The 23,435-nt window shown below is 37.0% G+C and carries 16 protein-coding genes and 1 pseudogene; 10 read left to right on the top strand and 7 right to left on the bottom strand.

The window, feature by feature from the left end; translation table 11 throughout:
- Positions 1–107: 107 nt before the first annotated feature.
- From KIT27_02470 to KIT27_02455, 4 genes are all read left to right on the top strand, one after another.
- On the top strand, positions 108–1,223 hold the full coding sequence (locus tag KIT27_02470) for a hypothetical protein (protein MCW5588507.1): 1,116 nt from the start codon (positions 108–110) through the stop codon (positions 1,221–1,223).
- Between the two features lie 76 nt (positions 1,224–1,299).
- Positions 1,300–2,256 (top strand): recombination-associated protein RdgC, encoded by a 957-nt coding sequence (locus KIT27_02465; GenBank protein MCW5588506.1) that lies wholly within the window; start codon positions 1,300–1,302, stop codon positions 2,254–2,256.
- A 348-nt stretch (positions 2,257–2,604) separates the two neighbouring features.
- On the top strand, positions 2,605–4,332 hold the full coding sequence (locus KIT27_02460) for an NAD-dependent malic enzyme (protein ID MCW5588505.1): 1,728 nt from the start codon (positions 2,605–2,607) through the stop codon (positions 4,330–4,332).
- Positions 4,333–4,334: 2 nt separating this feature from the next.
- Entirely contained in the window at positions 4,335–5,255 is a 921-nt protein-coding gene (locus KIT27_02455; protein ID MCW5588504.1) for a histone deacetylase family protein, read from the top strand.
- A 117-nt stretch (positions 5,256–5,372) separates the two neighbouring features.
- Here KIT27_02455 and KIT27_02450 read toward each other — a convergent pair.
- A pseudogene (locus KIT27_02450) lies at positions 5,373–5,564 on the bottom strand (MerR family transcriptional regulator).
- Positions 5,565–5,752: 188 nt separating this feature from the next.
- Here KIT27_02450 and KIT27_02445 point away from each other — a divergent pair.
- On the top strand, positions 5,753–6,643 hold the full coding sequence (locus KIT27_02445) for a hypothetical protein (GenBank protein MCW5588503.1): 891 nt from the start codon (positions 5,753–5,755) through the stop codon (positions 6,641–6,643).
- Here the strand turns inward: KIT27_02445 and KIT27_02440 are convergent.
- Complete coding sequence (locus KIT27_02440) at positions 6,638–7,156, bottom strand: carboxymuconolactone decarboxylase family protein (protein ID MCW5588502.1); 519 nt, start codon at positions 7,154–7,156, stop codon at positions 6,638–6,640. The genes KIT27_02445 and KIT27_02440 overlap by 6 nt on opposite strands.
- Positions 7,157–7,168: 12 nt before the next feature.
- Positions 7,169–7,705 carry a peroxiredoxin gene (locus KIT27_02435; protein ID MCW5588501.1) on the bottom strand — a complete coding sequence of 179 codons (537 nt, stop codon included), beginning with the start codon at positions 7,703–7,705 and terminating at the stop codon, positions 7,169–7,171.
- A gap of 642 nt (positions 7,706–8,347) precedes the next feature.
- Here KIT27_02435 and KIT27_02430 point away from each other — a divergent pair.
- The 4 genes from KIT27_02430 (at position 8,348) to KIT27_02415 (ending at position 19,581) form a co-directional block, all read left to right on the top strand.
- Positions 8,348–8,512: a rubredoxin gene (locus KIT27_02430; protein ID MCW5588500.1), complete on the top strand. Its 165-nt coding sequence runs from the start codon at positions 8,348–8,350 to the stop codon at positions 8,510–8,512.
- 8 nt (positions 8,513–8,520) lie between these two features.
- Positions 8,521–9,297 carry a DUF3025 domain-containing protein gene (locus KIT27_02425; GenBank protein ID MCW5588499.1) on the top strand — a complete coding sequence of 259 codons (777 nt, stop codon included), beginning with the start codon at positions 8,521–8,523 and terminating at the stop codon, positions 9,295–9,297.
- Between the two features lie 118 nt (positions 9,298–9,415).
- Positions 9,416–10,669, top strand: coding sequence for a hypothetical protein (locus KIT27_02420; protein MCW5588498.1), 1,254 nt, complete (start codon positions 9,416–9,418; stop codon positions 10,667–10,669).
- Entirely contained in the window at positions 10,639–19,581 is an 8,943-nt protein-coding gene (locus tag KIT27_02415) for a hypothetical protein (GenBank protein MCW5588497.1), read from the top strand. Before KIT27_02420 ends, KIT27_02415 begins: the two co-directional genes overlap by 31 nt.
- Before the next feature lie 82 nt (positions 19,582–19,663).
- On the opposite strand, the gene KIT27_02410 is transcribed toward KIT27_02415, so the two are convergent.
- Genes KIT27_02410 through KIT27_02400 form a run of 3 tightly spaced genes read right to left on the bottom strand, consistent with a single transcriptional unit; the run spans position 19,664 to position 22,144 of the window.
- Positions 19,664–20,596 (bottom strand): DMT family transporter, encoded by a 933-nt coding sequence (locus tag KIT27_02410; protein ID MCW5588496.1) that lies wholly within the window; start codon positions 20,594–20,596, stop codon positions 19,664–19,666.
- Positions 20,593–21,297: an RNA methyltransferase gene (locus KIT27_02405; GenBank protein MCW5588495.1), complete on the bottom strand. Its 705-nt coding sequence runs from the start codon at positions 21,295–21,297 to the stop codon at positions 20,593–20,595. Before KIT27_02405 ends, KIT27_02410 begins: the two co-directional genes overlap by 4 nt.
- A 55-nt stretch (positions 21,298–21,352) precedes the next feature.
- Positions 21,353–22,144, bottom strand: coding sequence for a hypothetical protein (locus KIT27_02400; protein MCW5588494.1), 792 nt, complete (start codon positions 22,142–22,144; stop codon positions 21,353–21,355).
- 247 nt (positions 22,145–22,391) lie between these two features.
- Here KIT27_02400 and KIT27_02395 point away from each other — a divergent pair, with 247 nt between their 5' ends.
- Entirely contained in the window at positions 22,392–23,117 is a 726-nt protein-coding gene (locus KIT27_02395; protein MCW5588493.1) for a 1-acyl-sn-glycerol-3-phosphate acyltransferase, read from the top strand.
- Between the two features lie 102 nt (positions 23,118–23,219).
- Here KIT27_02395 and KIT27_02390 read toward each other — a convergent pair.
- Positions 23,220–23,435: RidA family protein (locus KIT27_02390; GenBank protein ID MCW5588492.1), on the bottom strand; the 216-nt coding region annotated here is incomplete at its 5' end.

Raw genomic sequence — 23,435 nt, 5'->3', positions numbered from 1 at the left:
CTCACAAAAAAATAAAGCAATCGGTCGTTAAATTTAATTGGCTTAATAATAATCAACATGATACTATTTTTTGACTCACCAGTTTCTCTAAAAAAAGGAATAAAATTATGTTCACCGGGATGTTGGAATTAAGTGCATTTTCCTCAACAACAACACCAACAAAAAAAACACTTAATACGGAACATGAGTTGCGTGAATTTCTCGAAAAATTATCTCATGAGTTAACGATAACTCCTTTGGCAATATTAAAAGACAGGGCAAACTCTCCCTCACATCAACAAGTGAATCAATCCTCTCAACTACGCCCGGTTTATACCTTACCCGCACTTAATCCACTGTTAGAAAGCATCCAGGCAGAAGATGATAATCAAAAAGTATTACGTTATGCTATCAGCAAAACACTCTGCTTGAAGCTCGGCAGAGAAGGTAATCCAACTAAATTTAATACCATTCCTAGACACTGTGATGTCGATCCCAATCCACTGATTGCTGGCAATTTATTTTTTGAGCACTCGTTGGGAGGCGCTCCCAACGTAATGAAAATTACCAATAAAAGTGGCGATTTTGAACCTCATCCATCACGTTTATTAATTAGCTTGGCTTTGCTTACGGTGCTTAAACAACACAATCAAATATCCTTAGCGGAAAATTTGCAAATGACCTATAACATGGATAAAACCATTATCAATATTCCAACAACGCTATTGGATATCAATATATTTCCCACGCAAATACAACAATTATTTAATTCGCTTGAAGAAATTATTTCTATCAATCAACCTCATTATTTAGCAAATTCAACAGCTGATCAATCACCCATACAGACAGCAACTAACGCAGGGTTAAATTCTCAAGCATTTTTTTCTGGTAATCATTTAGATTCTACGACACCCAGTACAGCAGGTCGCGCTGAAGAACCGCTAGAAACCGCACTAAATCTGGATTCTATAGAAGATAGTTTATCTAAAAATGGCTCTGTAGCTAGGATTTCAGGCTTAGCGGGAATTACTGCACCCAATACTCCTAGTAAGACGAGAAAATCGACGTCATCATCTACTTTATCCTTACCCCAATCCCATAAGAAACGTGCTCTGACCATGTCCTTGCTTTTCAATTCCGAGCAGGAAAATCAAAAGAATTCTATTAATACAACTCCCTCTTCTTCAGCAGACGATGGTGATCCCATTTCCGATTCGCCAAAGAAAAGAATAAAACGCAACTAAATTACAACAGGATGAGACATAGCGCCCACTTAAACCCCATGCTACAATCCCCCTCCATTTCTAAGAGGTTATTAGCATGTGGTTTAAGAATTTACAAATATATCGTTTAGTCGAACCGTTTCCTTATAATGCCGAACAATTACAACAACGGTTAGAAGAGCGCAAAGCCAAACCGTGTCATAAAATGTCGCTGTTTAGCTATGGCTGGGTATCGCCATTTGGCGATGATAGCGATATCTTAGTGCATGGCTGTGCGGGTTATTTGCTACTGGCCGCGCAACGTGAAGAACGCATTCTTCCGCCTTCAGTCATTCGCGATGCCTTAATCGAAAAAATTAAAAAAATTGAAACGGAAGAAGATCGCAGTGTGTTTGCCAAAGAAAAAAAATCTTTGCGCGATGAAGTGATTTTCGATTTAATGCCCAAAGCTTTTACCCAGAAAAAAATCACCTATGCTTATATCGATCCCAAACTCAATTGCATAATAATCGATGCAAGTTCACACCAACAAGCCGAGGCGATTACTAAATTATTACGCGATTCAATTTTTAAATTCGACATTCGTCCGCTTGAAACCAAAACTCCTGCGAATGAAATCATGACAGAATGGTTACTTAACGATAAATTAGCGCAAGATTTTCAATTAGATGATTCGTGTGAATTAGTAGACCCTAAAAGTAGTGGAATTGTGCGTTGTCATCGTCACGATTTAAACAGTCGCGATATTTTACAACATGTGCAACACGGAAAAATGGTCAGTAAATTAGGACTTGCCTGGGATGAAAAAATTTCTTGTGTGTTGTGTGAGGATTTTTCGATTAAACGTGTGCGTTATCTCGATTTACTAAAAAATCAAAGTTTAGAAATTGGCGCTGAAACCAAATATCAACAACTCGATGCCGATTTTTCTTTAATGGCTGGAGAAATTACCCATTTACTAACGGCATTATTTGCAGCTTGTGGTGGATTAAATCCCATCAAATCCACACTGAATCCTACGGCTATTGCCCAACCCGAAACCGTAGAAGCGTAACCTGGATCGCAGTACACGTAGCCTGGAACGGAGCGCAGCTGTAGCCTGGAACGGAGCGCAGCTGTAGCCTGGAACGGAGCGCAGCGGAGATCCAGGATCGGAATTATAAAAAAATTAAACCTTTAAGTAGACGTAGTCTGGATCATAGCGTAGCGAAGATCCAGAATTAGCACCCTAAAAAAATAGTTGAATTTTCCAGTAGGGTATGAGTCATGGGCAAGCAATTTTATTTTAGTTCCGATCCTGGATCTCCGCTGCGCTCCGTTCCAGGCTACGTTTGCTGGATTTTCCTTGCACCGCTCTAATGATTTAGCTACCCTTTAATAAACATCATCAGGAGTTTATTTCATGCGCACGTTCAAGGAAATACGCGATACACAAGGCAATGTCACTCATATCGAAACCACGCTGACCGGCAGTAATTTACTCAACACCGCCAAATTAAATAAAGGCAATGCTTTTTCGATTGAAGAACGGATTGAATTTAATTTAGAAGGTAAACTCCCTCTTCATGTTGAAACCCTTGAGCAACAATCTCGCCGGTTTTACGCCCAATATTTAGAACAAGCTAAAAATATTCAAAAAAATATTTTTTTAAATGCGCTGCGCGACAGTAACGAAACGCTATTTTATCATCTCGTCGGTAAACACATTAAAGAAATGCTTCCCATTTTATATACGCCAACGGTAGGTGAAGCGGTTGAACGCTTTAGTTTAGAAATGCGTAAACCTCGTGGTTTATATATTTCTTATCCTTCAATTAATATGGTCGATTCTATTTTAGATAATCGCTTAAATCCTGAAGTCGATTTAATCGTGGTTACTGATGGCGAAGGCATTTTAGGTATTGGCGATCAAGGCGTGGGTGGCATGAATATTTGCACCGCCAAACTTGCTGTGTATACTTTATGCGGTGGCGTTCATCCACATCGCGTATTACCCATCCAACTAGATGTTGGTACCAATAATCAAAAATTATTAGACGACCCCATGTATTTAGGCTGGCGTCATCACCGCGTCAGTGGTGAACAATACGATCATTTTATTGATCAATTTGTCACTTGCGTGCAAAAAAAATTCCCTAATGTATTTTTACATTGGGAAGATTTCGGACGCGAAAACGCCAGACGCAATTTAGAACGCTATCGCGATAAAATGTGTACCTTCAACGATGATATGCAAGGTACCGGTGCTGTGGCCTTAGCATGTATTTTAGGTGCGCTTAAAGCAAGTAATCAAGAATTAAAAAATCAAAAAATTGCCATTTTTGGCGGCGGTACTGCAGGCTGTGGCATTGCCGATCAAATTTGTTCGGCGTTAATTCGCGCGGGTCTCACGGAAAAAGAAGCTCGTCAACGGTTTTGGATTATCGATCGCGATGGGTTAATTATGCAAGACCATGCCAATGTTTTTTCATTTCAAGCGCCTTATGCTCATGAGCGCAATGAAGTGGCCGATTGGAAATTAGAAAATAGTGATAACATTAAATTACTCGATGTCATTAAATACGCGAAACCCACCATTTTAATTGGCTGTTCTGCGGTAGCACAAGCGTTTACCAAAGAAGTGATAACAACCATGGGAAGTTATTGTGAACGCCCAATTATTTTCCCACTGTCTAATCCCACTAACCGTGTTGAAGCCATTCCACAAGACATTACTCTGTGGACAGAGGGACGTGCATTAATTGCCACGGGCAGCCCATTTGCACCAGTCATTTATAATAATCGTGAAATACCGATTGCGCAAAGTAACAATGCATTTATTTTTCCAGGCTTAGGCTTAGGTGTCATTTGCACGCGCGCGCAACGTTTAACAGATAATATGTTGTGGGCAGCGTGTAATGCATTAAGCGAAAATGCACCTATTTTAACGGATAAACAAGGATCTTTATTGCCCGATTTAGAAGACGCGCGCAAAATTAGCCGTAAAATTGCCATTGCCGTGGGTGAACAAGCGCGGAAAGATGGCGTGGCGGGCATTGATGATACGGTTAATATTGAAAATCAATTAAATTATCATCTCTGGAAACCTATTTATCATCGCTATGAAAAAGTCGATAGGATTATTGATTAAGCATGACCACGGCGTTTATTACACATCCTACGTGTTTGCAACATGAAATGGGCATGCAACATCCTGAATGTCCCCAACGTTTATCGACAATTTATCACACATTACAAGCGAGTGGTGTGTGGGATAAATTGCGTCATTATACGGCGAAAAAAGTCACCCACGAGCAAATTTTACGCGCACATGATACTGAGTATTTAAATAAATTATTATTGCTTAATCCCAAAGACGATTTAATTTTTTTAGATCCCGATACTGCCATGAATCCATCCACTTTAGAAGCCGCTTTTTACGCCGCTGGCAGTTTAATTACCGCCGGTGAAATCGTCATGAAGGGTAAAGTAAAGCAGGCGTTTTGCTGCGTACGTCCACCTGGACATCATGCGGAAAAAAATCAAGCTATGGGATTTTGTTTTTTTAATAATATTGCGATTGGTGCATTACATACGATTAAACGCTTTGGTGTTAAAAAAATTGTGATTATCGATTTTGATGTTCACCATGGTAATGGTACCGAAGATATTTTTAAAGATGATGAGCGAATTTTATTTTTTTCTTCATTTGAACATCCTCTTTATCCTTTTAATGCTAAAACCAGCCGTCACGATAATATTATTTATTTTCCACAACAAGCAGGACAAGATGCTTCTTTATTACTAACCGCCATGCAACAACAGTGGTTGCCAAGAATACGCGAATTCCAACCGGAAATTATTTTTGTTTCCGCAGGTTTTGATGCCCATCACGCTGATCCTCTGGCTCATTTGCAATTTACTACCGAACATTATCAGCAGATAATGCAACTTATTTCTGATCTTGCAAATGACTGTTGCGCGGGCAAGCTCGTGATTAGCCTTGAAGGTGGCTATCATCTTAGCGCACTCGGCGAGAGTGTGAATGCTATACTCAAAACAATTGGATTTTAGGCGAGGCGTCGAGTTAAAGATACGAAGGAGTGTATACTGAATACATGACTGAGTAGCTTTAGCTCGACAACAAAGCCTAAAATTCAAGTGTGAAGAGTATATATTACAAGCATTATTATCATCTAACTGAAAACCTAATTCCCGGTAAAATAAAATTTGTTGTAATAACAACACTTGTTCTTCTTCATAATAACGATAATTGTTATCACCATAATAAGCCGGTTTTAGCAATCCAATTTCATCGTAGAAATGTAACGTACGAACACTGACACCGGACAATTTTGCTAATTTCATCACCGTATAAGACATTAGATTTCCTCGTTACTTGACATGGTTACACCATAAAGTATTACGTAACGTTAGAGTCAAGAGTTTTACTAAAAATTTAAATTTCGCTGAGTAATTCAGTCATTTTCACCTAAGAAATATTTTGGTCTTTTGCTACGCTTGAGGTAAAATTCATATACTATACTAAAAATAATACACTGGGTGCACTCATGATAAATTCTGATATCAACTCAAAAAACACCACACCAACGACAAATATTACTTCATCCACTGTGGTTAATACCATCGAAAAAACTCTCGAAGCCATCCATCAAAATGAACATGAAAAAATTAACTTGCTACCCACGCCCAAATCCAGACCCAAAATGAAACGTAAGCATTGGATAAAATTAGGATTACAAGCATTAATGTTAGCCGCAACCGTGGTAAGTTTGGCGATTCCGATTGTTAACTTGGTGATAGCGCTGGGAGCCGTGGTCACCGCAATTTCTGTGGGCTTATTAGGCTGGAAAAATCGCCATATCAATTGGCGGTGGTTTACTAATCCTTTTTCACAACCTTTTTATCAACCCAATCTTGCCCCAAAATCATCATCACGCCGCGCGCTAAAAAATGGCTTAATCGTGTTAGGTTTAGCCTTGGCGGTAGTCACATTAGCCGTAGTACCGCCCGTTCTGCCATTAGCTGCCGCAGCCACATTTGCCGCGGTCGGCATTTTCATTATTCTTGGCACCCTCATCGATTACGCGCATAAATTTTTATTTCATGGAGAGCGTGCCAGTGATAGTGCGAGTCAACAGTTAAAACACGAAGAGAACCAACACGGATTAAAACCAGAAATAAGTCCTCATCCTGAAGAATCCGAGGCTAAAATTTTAGAAAGTTTGGCGGAACAGAGTCCTGAAAAAGTTTCTTTGCACGATATTAAACATCAGTCCATTAATACCGATATTTTGGCGGTTGAAGAAGATATTCCACCCTTAACCCCCTCGAAATTAATGATTCAATCAACTCCGAGCAATAATAAAAAAGAAGAAGAGGATGATGAAAGGGGTTCATCAAATGCTGATCAAGAATTTGATGAACCTAAAACGTTATGACAATGCCGTTGCCGTGGCATTAATCACCGCCGCAATTCGCAACGTCGTTTGAATCGCCTCTTTACTCACACCTGCTTGTGTCAAGGTATTGGCATGCGCGTTTAAACACAAACCACATCCATTCAATGCCGAAACAGCGAATGAATATAATTCAAAATCAATACGAGAAATGCCGTGATTTTTGATGATATTCATGCGTAATTGCGCGGGCATAGTATTATAAGCAGGATCTTCTAATAAATGGATTGCGCGATAATACACATTGGTCATTGCCATCATAGCACTGGCGGCTTGTGCCGCCTGCTGGTGTGTTTCGTCTAAATGAAGACTGGCATAAGCCTGAATATCGGTCAATAACTGAGAATGACGCGTTGCATGTGCCGTGGCCAATGCGATACCGGCCACTTGCACTGGGGTTAAGTTATTATTAGGGCTACCTAATAAAGAATGCAAATTTAATTTAATGTCTTTAGCAAATTCTGGTAACCGATTTTGCAATTGCTCTAAACTCATGAAAATTCTCCTTTACGCGTGAATGGTTTCTTCGCCTTTTTTCCAGTTACAAGGACATAATTCATCCGTTTGTAACGCATCTAACACGCGCAAAACTTCATCGGGATTACGACCCACATTTAAATCGGTCACCATGACAAAGCGAATAATATTTTCAGGATCAATAATAAAAGTGGCACGTTGAGCCACACCTTCTTTAGGATCTAAAATTCCTAACCCGAGTGATAATTCACGTTTGACATCGGCTAACATGGGAAATGGTAAATCATTTAAATCTTGGTGATGTTGACGCCACGCCAAATGAACGAATTCACTATCCGTACTGGCCCCTAATAATTGAGCATCGCGATCTAAAAATGCTTGATTTAATTTTCCAAATCCCACAATTTCTGTGGGACACACAAACGTAAAATCTTTGGGCCAGAAAAATAACACCTTCCATTTACCCTCATAGGATTGTTCCGTAATGGTGGTAAAGGCTTCGTTTAGCTGAGTGCTCACGGTGGCTTTAACTTGAAAATCAGGTAATTTTTGACCAACTTGTAACATAGGATTTCCCCTCAAATAATTAATATTCACAATAGTTATAATCCAACTTTAATCATAAATAAAATTGATTATTTTTATTGTATTGATTGGTTTTTGCTATTATTGAAAAATTTTTTATGGAACAAAAGGTTAAATAAGTCGAGACCGGATACTGGGCATATCCGGCTCGTTTTTGAGGTAACGATTACTAACTAAGGAGAGTCAAATGAAACGTTGTTTGTAACAACAGCTTTATAATAACAAAGTTATATTAAGAGAATCTTAAGCGCATAGCGTTTCGTGAATAATAATAAATTCGTTGCGGATTATCCGTATCGGCTTCGCATCTATATCCAACGCACTTCAAGATACGGCTGAAGTCAAAATCTAGGGTTAGAAATTTTCACTGATTGTCAAAGTGAGTTATCCTAATAAGCACCTATTTTTCTTCTTTTTTTGCGAAAGCTTAGCGAACGTACTTATTAACTAACGCCTGCGACTTAATCTCCGACTCCCCGCATCTTCATTGGCGAGCGGTATAGACACTGCTTTTCTTATTCAATACCAGGAATTATATCTTCTTTTTTGCCCCCATTCTGATTACACTAGCGACCTTTAAAAAGCTACATGACTGTTGCTGTGAATCTTATTGGAGATACTAAAATGAAAAAATATCGTTGTTTGATTTGTGGATTTATTTACGATGAAGCCGAAGGCTGGCCTGAAGACGGTATCCCGGCGGGTACTCGTTGGGAAGATGTGCCGGAAGATTGGACCTGCCCTGATTGCGGCGCGATGAAAGAAGATTTTGAAATGGTTGAGTATTAATTGCGACGATGACGCTTCCTTGGCAAGCTGATTTTTATACCACGTCTCCTTTATTCATGCCCATTGCAAAGGCGGCGCAACGATTTCATGCGTGTCGTGATTGGCCAACGTTAATTAACATGAATGAAGAATTTAATGTGATTAATTATGGCCACCAAGCCGTGCAATTTGTTGCGCAAGCCGACAAACCTAGATCATTTCAAGAAGGTTATGAGCAACGCATTTATTTAACCGGGCAAGTACAAACTCGCTTAAACAATTGGCATGATTTTATGAACATGTTAATTTGGCGCACATTTCCTGAATGTAAAAAAATCATGAATGCGCTGCATTATCACGAGAGTTTGCAACCAGGGCAACCGACTCGCACCTTACGACAACATCGTTTAACACAATTGGATGAATGTGGCGTTATTATGTTAAGTTCTGATCCGCACCTCCTCGATTTATTACGTCAACATGCCTGGCATGAATTGTTTTGGAATAATCGTGACGTCATCGAAAATTCCTTACGCTGCTTAATCCTAGGTCATGCTCTTTATGAAAAAGCCTTACAACCTTATGTAGGCTTAACGGGTGTGGCATTATTATTTGCAGTGACTCCTGAAGTTATTAACTTGTCAGCACCCCAATTAATTGACTACGCCGATAACCTGGCTGCGAATTATATTCATCACCTTGATCCCACCCCCAAACTCACCCCGTTACCGCTATTAGGCATGCCACAATGGTTTAAAGGAAATGAGCATGAATCATTTTATTTTAATCGCGAGTATTTTCGTTAAATAGGGTGTGGGGTGAAATACGGCAAAAAGGTTAATTATAAGCTCGCCTTGTGTACAAATAGACTAGAATTGGCTACAATAGCCACTTGCTTTAATCTAAAAAAATAATGCAAAATCCATGATGTTTACCATTTCCCCGCTTAATTACCCAGAATTCTTTATTCAGCTACCAGAGCGCAACCAGCACTATAGCGACATTCCCGAGGGAGATATCGATATTGACCGAGCTATGGCGGGTTTACCTGCTTTTATAAGTGTGGCTGATACTTCAGCTTTTAAGAAGAAAAAGCTCTTGATTGGAGATATTCGTTCCACCTATATGGTGGCTGGGTTACCTGTTGAATTACCTGCGATGTTAGTATTGCACAAACTGCTGGAAAAGGGTTTTGAAATTTATCAATATCGAGATGAACGCTTTGAACGCTTAAGCCATTATTCAATCTCAAAAATATTCCATTTTAAGCAACCTACATTAGAAGAATATCATGAACTAATGCAAAATTTCAATGAAGAGCCTAATGATGTTCATATGCTCGAGAAAAATACCATAACTAAATTAGTTGCGGATATGCAACATGAAAAACATGAGTTATGGCTATCTGATCTTATCGCTCTCAACTACGATCATAAGAATAAATTTCAGATATCTGAAGAAATGCATTTTACTCATTACGTGATAAATCTGTTTTTAAGTATTTATCATTATGAAATTGATGATTTACCATTCGCAGCATCAGCCCAGCAAGTGGAGATTATATATCGTCCACAATCAGCAATGTATAGTGTTCTTCATCAATATGGCATTAACTCGTTAGACTTGTCACAACTAGAACACCTTATAATAGATCAAGATCTTGCAGATGAAGAATACGATTATTTATTTTCTGCTGTCAGTAAAATTAAAGAGTTAATATTTTGTCAACGTCTAATTAATATCAAGTTATTTCAAATTCGTTTTGAAGAGTTAGAGCATATTAGATTAAAAAGCCGTTCCTTTACTGCCGTACAACTGTTAACTCTATGCAGAAATTCCCCAAAAATGAAGGTGATGGAGCACTGGACAAAAGTAATCGAACTGGGTGGGGAAATATTATCTTTGCGTGAGTGGGGTTTGCTGTTTAATTCCTCATACAATATTCAAAAAATTACTTGTACAAGCAATGAGAGCTTTATAACAGCATTAACGGCTGCAACAGATATTGTAGAAGATAAGGTAACATCCATTAGTTTATTGAACAATACTCCCAGCACTCATCCCGCTCTTATCGTGAGGCTACTCAAAAATTTAGAGGAATTTCACTATAACTGTGATGATTTAGTCATCGATGGGGATATGGGGATATGGAGATTGAAACGCTTAAAAAGTTGCTAAGGGCAGGCGGAGGTCATGTAAAAAAAGTATACTTCAATAACTTTACCTTGCAATTAAAAAATACGGATGATCCATTTTCTCGCAATACTAGCACCATAAAAATTAACACTCTAGAAACTTCATTCAACTCAATTGAAGAAATACATTTTCAAAATTGCTCAGATAGTATTGGAATATATAAAACGCTTTTCATCGACTTGCCTAATTTAAAAGCAATTTATCATAACAGTGAAAAATTAATAATTGATACTAGTTTTAGTGATCAGCAAATTGCTATGCTATTAGCAAATGCTAATAATTTAACTCATCTAGAAATCCATAATGCGAAATCACTGTGTAATTTTTTAAATTTATATCCAACCAGTCTTCAGGATTTAAATTCACTCAAAATACGAGGTGACTTTTCGTCATTAGAAATTGTAACCATAATTGAAAAAATGCCAAGTCTACATGAGCTAGGTGCCGACAATTCTAAACTTATGATGAAAATCATAGAAGAAAACCCAGATATTTTTAACAATAGAGAACATATTCATTTATCAAGCGGGCTGTTATCTGCTGATAAAATTTATTCTCTTTTGGAGTCAAGTGTTGGTTCAACGGTGCTTAATATTAAGCTACCAGAAGACATTGATCTCATCAAGTTTACTTCATTAATAGCCAATATTAAATCACTTAGGCAGTTACAACTCTCCGGGAAACAGCTTTCCATTGACTATATTTTAACTATCATTAGAAGTTTACCTAATTTAAATAAGCTAACACACGATTCTAAAGCCATAGATTTAATAAACCTTGAGATTAGTCAAGATGAATTAAGAATAGTGGTAGAGGGTGCTTACTGTTTAGAAGAAATATTTTTTAATAATCCTCACCAACTATACGATGATGATGCTGAAAATATATTATTCGATTTAGGTAAAACTGAAGTTAGATCAATTAACTTTGGCAATTATGAACTAACTGCCAAACAGTTCTCTAAGTTGCTTTTCTCGGCAAAAAATTTGCAGGAAGTTTATTTCAAATATCAATCTATAAATCTTAGTGAATTATGCGATTACTCGGATAAGCATCGCGAACTTATTAAAAATATCTTACCTAACTTTAATGAAATAATAATCACTAATGAAGACTCGATTGATCTATTTAATGAATTAATTGACCATTCAAAATTTTTAGGTAACCTTAAACGATTAACAGTAAGAAATGGAACATTAGAATCTATACTAGCCATGTTAACACTGGCTGAAAATCTTGAATATCTTAATCATGATTTATCAGAGATAACCATTGATGATCAATATACAAAACCCGATAAAAGACAATTAGCATTGTTATTATCTGGAAACTCGAACAATATTAAATCTATATTATTTAAAATAGATCTTGAATCTATTTCTGATTTAGACATTAATCCACTTAGAAATCTTGAGTCTATCACAGTATCACGTAAAATCAATTTCAAAATGCTAAATTCTCTCCTTCAAGCTTCACCTCATCTTGACTCTCTGATTCTTTTAGAAACTCAAAATATTGATGGACGTCATCTCATTGATCCAAGTATGCATATAATTAAAAACTTATATATTAATCAATCTTTGCTACTGAATAGTGAATATTGTAATTTTTTATTCAGTAAAATCAAAGTTGCTTTTGCTTTAAGATTATTTAATCTATATGATGATTTTGATAACAAAATATGTCCTTTTATTAGGAAAAGCTTTAGTAGTTTACCCTATTTATCACTAAATGGTTATAAAGAAAATAAAATTTATTTAACTACCTTAGACTCAATCTTAAATGAATTCATTAGTTTGAAAGCTCTAGGTTTATTTGATTTAACTTTAGCTGATGATAATAATATTTCAAATAGTTCCTTTGATACACTGGAATATCTGATTTTAGTAGATATTAGAACTACTGCATCTCTATTACTAAAGTTATTACAGAAGTTCAAAAAGCTTAAATATATCAGAATCCATACTGCTATTATAACAGATAGTCAATCTCAAGAATTAAAAAACTATTTTAACAAACTTTCTGCAAATGAAGCGGTTGATTTTGTCTATTCTCCTGATCCCAAGTCTTTTATGAGCGCGAGATCTATAACTTTAAATGTAGCATCTGATAACCAGTATGAAACATCATCTGATCTCACACATAAAATAAGCGTCGATGCTAATACAGCACCAAGGAATCAAGAACTTCATGCTCAACAAATTTTTTATCCACTCTCAAAGCAAGAGCAATATGATCCTAGCAACTATCGCTTGCAATCATACCAGCATTTTGAATGTAATCCTGAGGTAACTTCACCTGAAAAGGCATTTTCTATCTTCAATGATCCTGATTATCGATTTCGGAGTGCGAATGAGATCGATTTTTATGACGCCGATCTTTATTCAATTGGCGAACCTGATAATCAGTATTGTTATGCTAATGTTACTCTAAAATTATCCTCAGAATGGCAAGCATTACCGTCGTTATCGCGCAATGAAACCATAAAACATATTCATGTAAAGGATCCGGTGGCAGTTGAAATACAATATTCAATGCGTGATCAGCTTTATTATATTAAAATGAAAGAACCCTCTCCTACAATTTCTGTAGATATAGAATATATTCTTCTGATTAATCAAAATAATCAAACAAAAAATTTTCCAACTGAACTTAATCCTATTATTGATTATGTCAAGTCTTTTACTAATGAGTCTCTTCAGCTTGAGTCTAATAAACTTTATACTGGAACTGATTATTTAAATGCTATCATTAAGCAGAAAAAAGGCGTATGTCGTCATTTCGCATTAGCCTTTAAAGCACTCGTTGAAAATGAAAGTTTAAGAGCAAGCATCCCCGAGTTAAGCAATTTAAATCTCGATGGATTTACAGTTCATATCATCCACAATGATATTCATGCGTTTGTAGAAATAAGATATCAAGAGCAATGGTATACTTGTGATTTAGGTGGTGCTCCTGGTAACGTTCATATTATAGATAATTTGAATACGCCTCATCATTCTACCAATTCAACAAGAGCACAGACATTACTCGAAAATGACAATCCTTCAGCCTCAGATCCACAAAATAATGTGGCTCATTGTCAAAAAATGTCCATAGGACTCGATGAAAATCTAGATACCGCATTAGATCAAATGCGTATTAAACATTTAGCCGAGTTGGATTTGGGTGATAGAGATCTTACTCCTGAGGAAATCCAAGGAATTTTAAAGAAAGTTGAATCATTACAATCATTAACATTCGGAAAATGTGTTTTAATAAAGAACACCGCTCAAGCAGGAAATACCATACAACCAAATAATAGTATTGCTCACCAACAGCAGCCTATTAATAAAAATTATTTTGCAACACCCGTAAAAAATGATGCTAATGCTCTTGAGCTTCTATTTAAAAAACTCCATGAGAAAAATAAACAGCTTATTCTGTGTAATAAAGAACACCTTGCTATTCTGGCTTATCAACTGCAAGCATATTTCAATGACAGCAATCAAGCTTATTATTACATCCATTCTGCGAATGAACTGATATTGCGGCGTTCTTACATTGAAAAAAATCCAGGAGATAACAACGGAAAAATTAAATGTGGGCTTCAGGGCGAACTGTATCAATTTCTCATGGCATCTCATACTGCACGAACAATTATCATTAATTACAAAAATTTTACCGCCAGTGAACTCGTTAAATTTAATTCTATTATCGATGACATTCCTAATATCGATGGTGTGCCTTTACTCGCAGGTACTCAGGTTATTGCCATAATGGGAAATGATCAATCGGCTGATCCCAGTTTTTATTCTCGCTTTAAAGGCAATATAGAAGACTATTCAGTGGATACGACACACTATCAAGTTCCTTCCCCATTTGTTAACTCAAATTCATCCACTATTTTTGCAGAAGATGAAGTTTTGTCGGTAGCATTTTATGGCGCTGCGAATTGGCAATCAAAACTTTTAGGCAGTTGGGGACTTAACACTAATGGATGGCAATTTAAACCTGGCGTTCTTTTACAGAGATTAAAAGAACCTACACCACTGAAAAGAATTATTTTCAATCATGCCCCCATTCATGATGAAGAATTTATTGAATTTTTCAGGCAAGCACAATTGAAAAAAGTAATTGCATATAACAATGAAGTATTTCCTTGGGTAGATATTGAAATCAATTGTACGCATGAGCTTAATATTAATTCCACTCCCATTATTCATATTACCCATCATGCGACACAACAGTATATTAACGAGCCCAAGGCAATTCTCGTTAATGCTCACACCTTATCCCGCTTATTTAAACAATATACTTATGTTGAAGATATCTCGCAGCTTATTGAACAACCTGGATTATTAGCTGAGCACGAAGCTTGCACGATTCTTAGTTTATTTATTACTGATGAATTAACACTTAATCAATGGGCTCAGATCTTGGCGGAATGTGCAAAACTTCAGGTCAAACTCCATCTTTATTTAGCACCTAATATTTCTTTACCTTTTTCAGTACCAGAACATTGCTTGAAAAAGGATGATGCGAATTCTTTAACAGCGGTATCCGGCATCACGTCCACTATACCGCAGAATGAAAGTGCTCTCCATCTCTGGAATGACAATACTATCCAGCAAATAAACAACTTAAAGCAGGATTGTTATATCACGAGCAACGATATCGATCTCACCTTAACTCAATGCTGGGTTCCCAATTGCATTATTATTGATGTGAGTGAACTCAATAGCGCGAATTTATTGCTAAAAATAAAATGCGACCTCAAGGAAATTAATCTTACCTTTCGTCAAGAACAAGGCGCATTAATTACAGCCCTCCTAGAGAACAAAACTGTAATATTACATGGTATTTTTTCCCAAGAACTGTGTCATCGCTTACAAGATTTTTTATATCAACGTGCTGATAATCCATCTCGAACAGGACGGGTTATTTTAGTGCTTGATCCTGAAATGACTCATGCTTTTAACCTGCTTAAACTTGCAAAATATAATCATACTGTTACAGATGAAGATCGTGCACGCCAGTTGAAAAAGTATTCTGCAAGCCTTGTTCATAATAATACGAATATCACTCTTCATCCAATAACGCGTAATCTACCTTATGTAAAACAACAAGCCGAATTACGCTATCAATATTATGGAAAAAATCACCACACACCGTGGTCAGGATTAGCCGATGACCTTCCTAATCCCGCAATATTAGATACCATAGAGCTGGATGCCAAAAAAGCAACGGAAATAGCCTATATCTTTAACCAATCGCGCTTACAACAAGTGAATAATGCTTTATTAAATTCACCGTTTGTGTTTCTGGCAGGAAAAACCGGTGTAGGAAAAACTACTTTCGTAACCCAACAATGGCACAATGAAATTGAAGGACGGAAAGTTTACATTGGCATTGATCGCATCCGCGAGTGGGCAGACGATAAAAGCCCAGGGATTAAAAAAGCATTATTTATAGACGAAGCCAATTTAACTCGCACGCATTGGAGTCAATTTGAAGGCATGATCCACAATAACCCGCCAGGGATCATGATTGATAATCAATTTGTGGAATTAACGAAAGATCACTGTTGTATTTTTGCGGGAAATCCTGCGAGCTATTCGTATGATCGACAAGTGCCTCGATTATTTGCACGTCACGGTAATAGTATTGTCTTCGATCCATTTCCGCCAGCATATATTTATCAACAAATGTTATTGCCCTTATTTGATGATCTCGATTTAGCACAAGAGATGTGTGAACCCATTTTGAAGGTCTATCAATATCTCAATACATTAAGCACGGCAGCGGTGCTATTGACGGCGCGTGAATTAATCATGATGGCACAATTGAGTTTACAGCGTTATCAACACTGCTCTCAACAATTAACAGCCAAACATATTGCACAGTACTATGCATTTACACTCGCTGATCAATTTGTCCCCGAAGCTTCTCGGGCAAAATTCAAAACCCATTTCGGTTGTGAACGTCCGCAAGGGATAAATGATATTCCCACAGACTCTTCATCGTTAACCATTAATTCTAGTAATTCATCTTCTTGGTTGTTAATCAATGATTTTTTAACCCTAAGGCAAAATTATCGAGATCATTCAGCTCAAATAAGCAACATGGGCTTGGGTGGGATTTTATTAGAAAGTGAACCAGGTTTGGGGAAAAGTGAGTTAGTAAGAGCGTGCTTAGAAATTCATAACTTTAAAAAACTCAATCTTGACAGCGAAATTCCTGATGATATGGGGAATTATTATTATCATTTTCCCGCAGGCATGAATACGCAAAGAAAGGAAGCAATATTCATTAAAGCATTTCACAAAGGTGTTGTCGTGGTGTGTGATGAAATGAATACCATGGTTTCCTGTGAGCATTTATTAAATCATTTATTAATGGGGCAAGGAGAAAATAATCAAGCACCGCAATATCCTGGCTTTATGTTGCTGGCCACGCAAAACCCGCCTTCACATAAAGGGCGTGTTAAAACTAGCGCGGCGTTAATGCATCGATTGCATTATCGAAAAATTCCTCATTATACACGCGATGAAATGTTGGCTATTTTATTAACAATGGGCGTTCCAGAACGCAGACGCATCGCCATTGTCGATCAATATTTGCAAAACCGCCATAAAAATTCGCAATTGTGTTTTCGAGATGTGATTGCCTGTGCTGAAAATGAGTTACAAGAATTGTTAAATTCCCCAGAACCTAAAGAATTATCCCAAGAACACTTATTAAAATTAGTGGGCGATGAACAATCGACAGCAGAAACATTAGAAGCAATTTTTTTACATCGACATTGCACTGTAACTGTAGAAATTTCATTATTAAACAATCCACATACCCCTTCTCACGTTATTGCTCAATTGGCTGAGAAAACCATTGAAAATGATATTGTTAGGTTAAGAATTATTGCTGAACACCCGCAATGCAGTGCAGCCACGTTGAAAAAATTATCAAGTAATAAAAATTATCCCGATATTCTTGCTCCAATTATCGCAACCCATCGAAATAGTGATGCTGCTGTATTATCAATACTACTTTCTCACAAACCATCGGAACACGTTTTATTAACAATAGCTAATCACCCCAAGGCAAACAACACTAATTTTGGTGAAATACTAGAGCTCAATTATGATATCAATATTTTATTAAAAATTTCTGCGCATTCTGCGGCGAATAAAATAACTCTAGAAAATATCTTACAGAAAAATCAGGGTTTAGAAATAATCAATAATATCTTAAAACACCGATCCTGCGATGAGGGAATATTAGAAGATATTATTAAATTAAATACCATTAGTAATAGGATTATCATTGCGGTTATTTTTCATCCTGCGGCGACACCCAAAATTTACAATCACATTATTAAACATACACAAGACTATATGATCTTAAGATATCTTTTGGTAAACAACAAGTATAGTGCTGATAATTTATTACAATTATTTGATAAAATGGATGATGATTTACGACTGAGAGTGATTGAATCGTCTAAACCAGAAACGCTGGTTAAATTAGGTCGCTGCTTAGATCTTTTAAAAAATAGTCAACTATTTTCTACATGGATAGTTCGATTAAGCGTCGCAAAAATCAAATTAAAACCAAGCGATTGCCATTCTGATAATCTCGCATGGATAAATGCCATCAAAAATTGTGTTATTAGTACTCAGGTTTTATTAGAAGTTTTTGATAAAATTTCAATAATAAAGGATATTATTTTATTAAATGATGATATTTTAACTCAAGATCAAATGTCGAATTTATTAAATTCAGCCAGTGCTAGCGATAATGCATGGCTAAAAAACAACAAATTCCTACGATCGCTTGTTAGCGATGATTTAAAAATAGAAGCCATTAATAAAAAAATAAATTTATTTGATGCCTGCTCTATAAGAAAGACCGTTATTTGTCAAATATTAAAATATTCACCCTCTATAATTACCTTTAAAGGTCTTGTTGATTTTTTTGATGGTGTAGATAAACATTGTAAATCTATTATCTTAAATGAAGATTTAAATCACGCTACTTTTTCACAAACGCTTGAGAGCTTGTGTTGTAAATTGTTTTTTTTAGAAAAAATTAATCAATTAGCTAAATTAGTTAACCCAGAATTTACTAAAAAATGGCTTGCTAATTTAGTATTTGATTTATACTGTATAAAACATGTGGGCGGTAAGCTTTTAAAAACATCTCTTGACAATCTAGATTCGTGTTTTGAAAAATTAATCAGCGATAATTTTTTCATCCAGGAGGAGGAGGAACAACTCTTATCGGAACTTTTTGAATATTTAATAAAAAGCAATCCCGATAGAGCACGCTTATGTTTTGAGGTAATTAAAAATGGCAGGATATTAAGTTATTATTTAAATAAATATGGCGACACATATGGATCGAAAATATCAATCAATAATAACCTTTCAGAGCAACAGCTATTTGAGTTATCAGAAACAGCCAATCCTAATATAGTTAACTTTTTAAGTTGTCATATAAATTTTACTAAAAATTTTATATATAGTAAATTAGATTCTTCTACCGCTATAAATTCCACTCAATTAGCTGCAATTATGAAGATTCTTCATTTAAATGCTAGAAAAAACCAAGAACACCAAACGATATATTCAAAAGAGTTAATAATACAAGTACTGTATGCTGTTCAAGGTAATTATAATGGAAATCATCAGGATAAATTAAAATCATTAATTGAATATATTAAAAAACATGATGATGATAATATAGAGCCCATATTAAAAAGAATCAGCGAAATGACCAGCATCGGCGGTGGATTAGGTTTTTTTGGTGGTCTCAACCGTGTTTTAAAACTTGTATGTAAACATATTGAACAAAACTCTCCCGTGCCTCTGCTGGAAGTCAACTCCATCTTGACCCCCAAGCGGAAACAAACCTAAATTATTGATAACGACAATCTTCTTAATTAGCTTGAAAGAATCTTTATTCTAAAAAAAACCTCATCATGTGATGAATTTAGTTCTAAGAGCCTGTTTTTTCGGCTTCTACTATCCATGCTTTTCTGGTGCGCGCTTTCCATTGGATTGCGCCAAATATAATAGAGGTGAAGACCAAGAAAAATCCGATAATATCATATTTATTTAAGTGTTCGCCTAATAATGTAGTAGCAATAATGACGACGGTGATGGGCATTATCGCCACGAATAACGCCGAAGTAGAACCAGAAATATGGCGTAGCCCATACGGCCAAAAAATAAAAAAGCAGGCACTAAAACTAGCCCCCACGAATAAAAGTCCCCATCCCAAGAGCGTAACGCTGGAAAAATTAGCCTGCGGCAATTGCCATAAAAAACACGGTAGAAAACTAATGCAACTAAAAAATAAGATCCACAATGCTTGTTGCAGCTGAGGGATTTTGGTTTGGAATCCTTTGGCAAAAATGGTATACAACGCTTCTGGAAATAAAGAAATAAATACCAGCAACATTCCTACTAAACTCGATCCTGCATTACTTTGTTGTTTCGCGCCTAAACTGATACTCAGTAAGCCAATAATGCCTAAACCAATACAAATAATTTGGCGCGCCTTTAATTGCTCACGCAATAAAATCCACGCCATTAAAGCGATAATCCCTGGAATAAAGCTGGTGATAATGCCGGCTGCTAATGCTGAGGTTAAACTCACACCATTCACCACAAAGGCATTAAATAAAAAATTGGCGGTTAAGCCTTGTGCAAACATCATTAGCCAATCTTGTTTTCGCCATTGGGTTAAAGGTAATTTTTTACTAAAACGCGAGAGTATTAATAAAATACTAAACGAACATATAAAACGAATTTGCAAAAAAACAAAGGGCGGTAGTTGGGTGACTAAATATTTTGAAATCGTGATATTTGCCCCCACAAAGGCTTGCGCTAAGGCTAAATAACAAAATCCTATCCCACGTGAATTCATACTATTTTTTCCGTTAGTGATTGTAATAATTGGTTGACTAAACGTGACGGTAGGCAGCGTGCAAAATAAATTACTTGTTCCATGAATAATTCATCGGCAAATAATTCGCCGCTCGTCGATAACGCCGCACGTTTGCGCTCAGTGATATCATATAAACTTATGGCACTGGCGACTGAAAGATTTAAACTTTCCGTCATTCCATGCATGGGAATACGAAATTGATAATCGCATTGTTCAAGTAAGAGATTGGATAGCCCACGTCGCTCATTGCCAAAGACTAAGCAAATAGGTGCGGTTACTGGTAAATCATGGATGGTGTGCGTAGCATTCATCACCGCGCCCGCTAGTTTAATCTGTTGTGCTTTGACGTGATCACAAAATTCGTTCACGGTGTGATAATGATCAACATCGACCCAATGAAATGCGCCTTTTGTGGTATTTTTTGCGGCTAAAGAATAGTGTGTTTCGCAAATCACATGCACGCGTTGCAAGCCGAATGCTTCAGCACTGCGAATAATTGCGGCTGCATTATGCGGATCGGCGGGTGATTCCACGGCAATGCTAATGCTAGTTAAACGCTGTGCTAATACTTCAGTTATTTTTTTCACCCGTGAGTCAGCAATAAAAGGCGCAAAGAGATCCAAAATAGTTTGGTGACCATGAGTTTTAATAAACGGTGTGAGTAATTTACGGTAATTCATGCGTTACTTAAAAAACCAGCAGCACCTAGAGTTGTGCTGCTGGTTGATGTGCAATTTAAAACGATGGGATATAATCGTCGTCTGAAATTTCTTCCTCGACTAATTCCTGCGTAACAGCTGAAGATGAGGAACGTTGATCGTGATTACTTTCTTCATCGCCCAACGTGTACCAACGATCATCGGCTTTTTCGGCATAGCCTTGTTCAATCCAATTTTCACGATTTTTACCAGCCGATTGCTTAGTCACATTTTTGGATTTTGCCGTTTTCTTTTCTGCTTTGTTTGCAGCTTTGGGTGCTTTTGCCACTGTAGTGGTATTTTCTAAGCGTTTAATTTCTTGCACAATTGCTGTGTATTTATCGCGCTGTGCGGTAATGTTTACAAGGTTTTGATTAAGTGTATTCAACTCTGTTTGAATTTTATCGACTTGCGCTTGTGTTGATTGATAGGTTTTTTCTGCCGCTTTTAATTTTGATTTTAAAGAAGCTGGCACTTTATTACCCGCACTATTGGCTTTATTTTGCAAAGCCTTCCATTTTTCCTGTGCGACTTGTACTTGTTTATTCAGTTTAGATAAACCTGCATTGGCACGAGTTTGTTGAGTGCTGGCGGCTTTCCATTCTTTGTTTAACTCAGCAATTAATTGAGTTTGTACTTTGGCAAATTCTTTTACTAAAGCAGCACTTTTGCCGGCGATTACTTTCGTGCTTGCTTTTTTAGCCGCAGATTTTTTTGCACTGGCTTTTACTGGGCTTTTCATGGTTTTTTTATTTTTAGCGGTTGTTTTCGCCGTAGTCTTTGCAACTTTTTTAACGGGTTTCTTAGCAGTCGTTTTTCCTTTTGGCATGATGTGGGCTCCTGTATCGTGTTAGACGGTCTGGCCTTAACAAAACATGGATTTTAGTCAGGCCAAGTAATGAGATCATGATATTACTCTCATTTTTTTTAAATGTCAGCAAGTACGCGATAACCCCAACTTAATTTCTTAATTTCCTCCTTGCTGATTGAATAAGCGTGACGAAGTCTTGCCTTTTAGCGCTAAAATTTGCAGAATAGCATGCTTATATTTAAAAACATTGCATGAAGAAACCCCCATGAAAATTTCTAAAATTCGCACCACCTGGATTATGTTACGCAGTGGCGTGTTCACCGCACGCATGTGTTTTCTGGTGTGGTTTCACGCTACCTTTAATCGCAAGCATTTTCGTCCCAAACTCGACAGTATGTTGCGTTATTGGGCGCGCACCGTGTTGAAATTTGTCAACGCCGATTGGCAAGTAACACTACACAATACCTTCGAATTTGAGCCGGGAAAACAGTATATTCTCATGAGCAATCACATGAGTTTATACGATATCCCTTTAATTTATGTGGCCTTACCCGGCAGTATTCGCATGCTATCGAAACGAGAATTAATGCGCGTACCCTTCTTAGGAAAAGCCATGAAAATCGGGTCATTTCCTGTTATCGATCGTCATAATCGTCAACAAGCACTGCAAGATTTAGATTATGCCAAACAATTAATGCAAGATGGAATTATTGTCTGGATGGCGCCAGAGGGTACCCGTTCACGCACGGGAGAATTACTCCCCTTTAAGAAAGGTGGATTTATGCTCGCCTTGCAAACCGGCGCGAGTATTGTGCCCATCGGCATAAAAAACGCCAATAAAATTTTGCCTAAGCAAACTTGGCAATTCAGCACTCACGAAAATGTCGAAGTCCATGTCGGAAAACCGATTGATGCCAGTCAATATTCACTCGAGACACGCGATGAATTAATGGAAGCCGTGCGCACGGAAATGCTGAAATTATTATCTTAGCGTCAGCCATTAAAATTTACTGGTGGGGCTTAACTTAGCCAGGAGTAGCGCACTGATGTGCGAAACTCCTGTTAGGGTCTGATTTCGGATTAACAACTCATCCTAATCTAAAATTAAAATACCTTCGATTTCAATCTTAACATTTTTAGGTAATTGTTTGACGGCAACAGTAGAACGCGCCGGATAAGGTGGCTGAAAGAATTCCATCATCACTTCATTAAAGTGTGGGAAATCATTCATATCGGTCAAAAATACTGTGAGTTTCACTAATTGTTGCAAATCACCTCCCGCTTCGCGACAGACAGCTTGCAAATTTCG

This window comes from Legionellales bacterium (genome assembly GCA_026125385.1).
Classification (GTDB): Bacteria; Pseudomonadota; Gammaproteobacteria; order JAHCLG01; family JAHCLG01; genus JAHCLG01.
This window is presented reverse-complemented; position numbering and strand designations above follow the sequence as displayed.

Bases quoted from the DNA above. Each gene is read 5' to 3' on its own strand.
- KIT27_02470 (MCW5588507.1), top strand. From the start codon at position 108: ATGTTCACCGGGATGTTGGAATTAAGTGCATTTTCCTCAACAACAACA.
- KIT27_02465 (MCW5588506.1), top strand. From the start codon at position 1,300: ATGTGGTTTAAGAATTTACAAATATATCGTTTAGTCGAACCGTTTCCT.
- KIT27_02460 (MCW5588505.1), top strand. From the start codon at position 2,605: ATGCGCACGTTCAAGGAAATACGCGATACACAAGGCAATGTCACTCAT.
- KIT27_02455 (MCW5588504.1), top strand. From the start codon at position 4,335: ATGACCACGGCGTTTATTACACATCCTACGTGTTTGCAACATGAAATG.
- KIT27_02445 (MCW5588503.1), top strand. From the start codon at position 5,753: ATGATAAATTCTGATATCAACTCAAAAAACACCACACCAACGACAAAT.
- KIT27_02440 (MCW5588502.1), bottom strand. From the start codon at position 7,156: ATGAGTTTAGAGCAATTGCAAAATCGGTTACCAGAATTTGCTAAAGAC.
- KIT27_02435 (MCW5588501.1), bottom strand. From the start codon at position 7,705: ATGTTACAAGTTGGTCAAAAATTACCTGATTTTCAAGTTAAAGCCACC.
- KIT27_02430 (MCW5588500.1), top strand. From the start codon at position 8,348: ATGAAAAAATATCGTTGTTTGATTTGTGGATTTATTTACGATGAAGCC.
- KIT27_02425 (MCW5588499.1), top strand. From the start codon at position 8,521: ATGACGCTTCCTTGGCAAGCTGATTTTTATACCACGTCTCCTTTATTC.
- KIT27_02420 (MCW5588498.1), top strand. From the start codon at position 9,416: ATGATGTTTACCATTTCCCCGCTTAATTACCCAGAATTCTTTATTCAG.
- KIT27_02415 (MCW5588497.1), top strand. From the start codon at position 10,639: ATGGAGATTGAAACGCTTAAAAAGTTGCTAAGGGCAGGCGGAGGTCAT.
- KIT27_02410 (MCW5588496.1), bottom strand. From the start codon at position 20,596: ATGAATTCACGTGGGATAGGATTTTGTTATTTAGCCTTAGCGCAAGCC.
- KIT27_02405 (MCW5588495.1), bottom strand. From the start codon at position 21,297: ATGAATTACCGTAAATTACTCACACCGTTTATTAAAACTCATGGTCAC.
- KIT27_02400 (MCW5588494.1), bottom strand. From the start codon at position 22,144: ATGCCAAAAGGAAAAACGACTGCTAAGAAACCCGTTAAAAAAGTTGCA.
- KIT27_02395 (MCW5588493.1), top strand. From the start codon at position 22,392: ATGAAAATTTCTAAAATTCGCACCACCTGGATTATGTTACGCAGTGGC.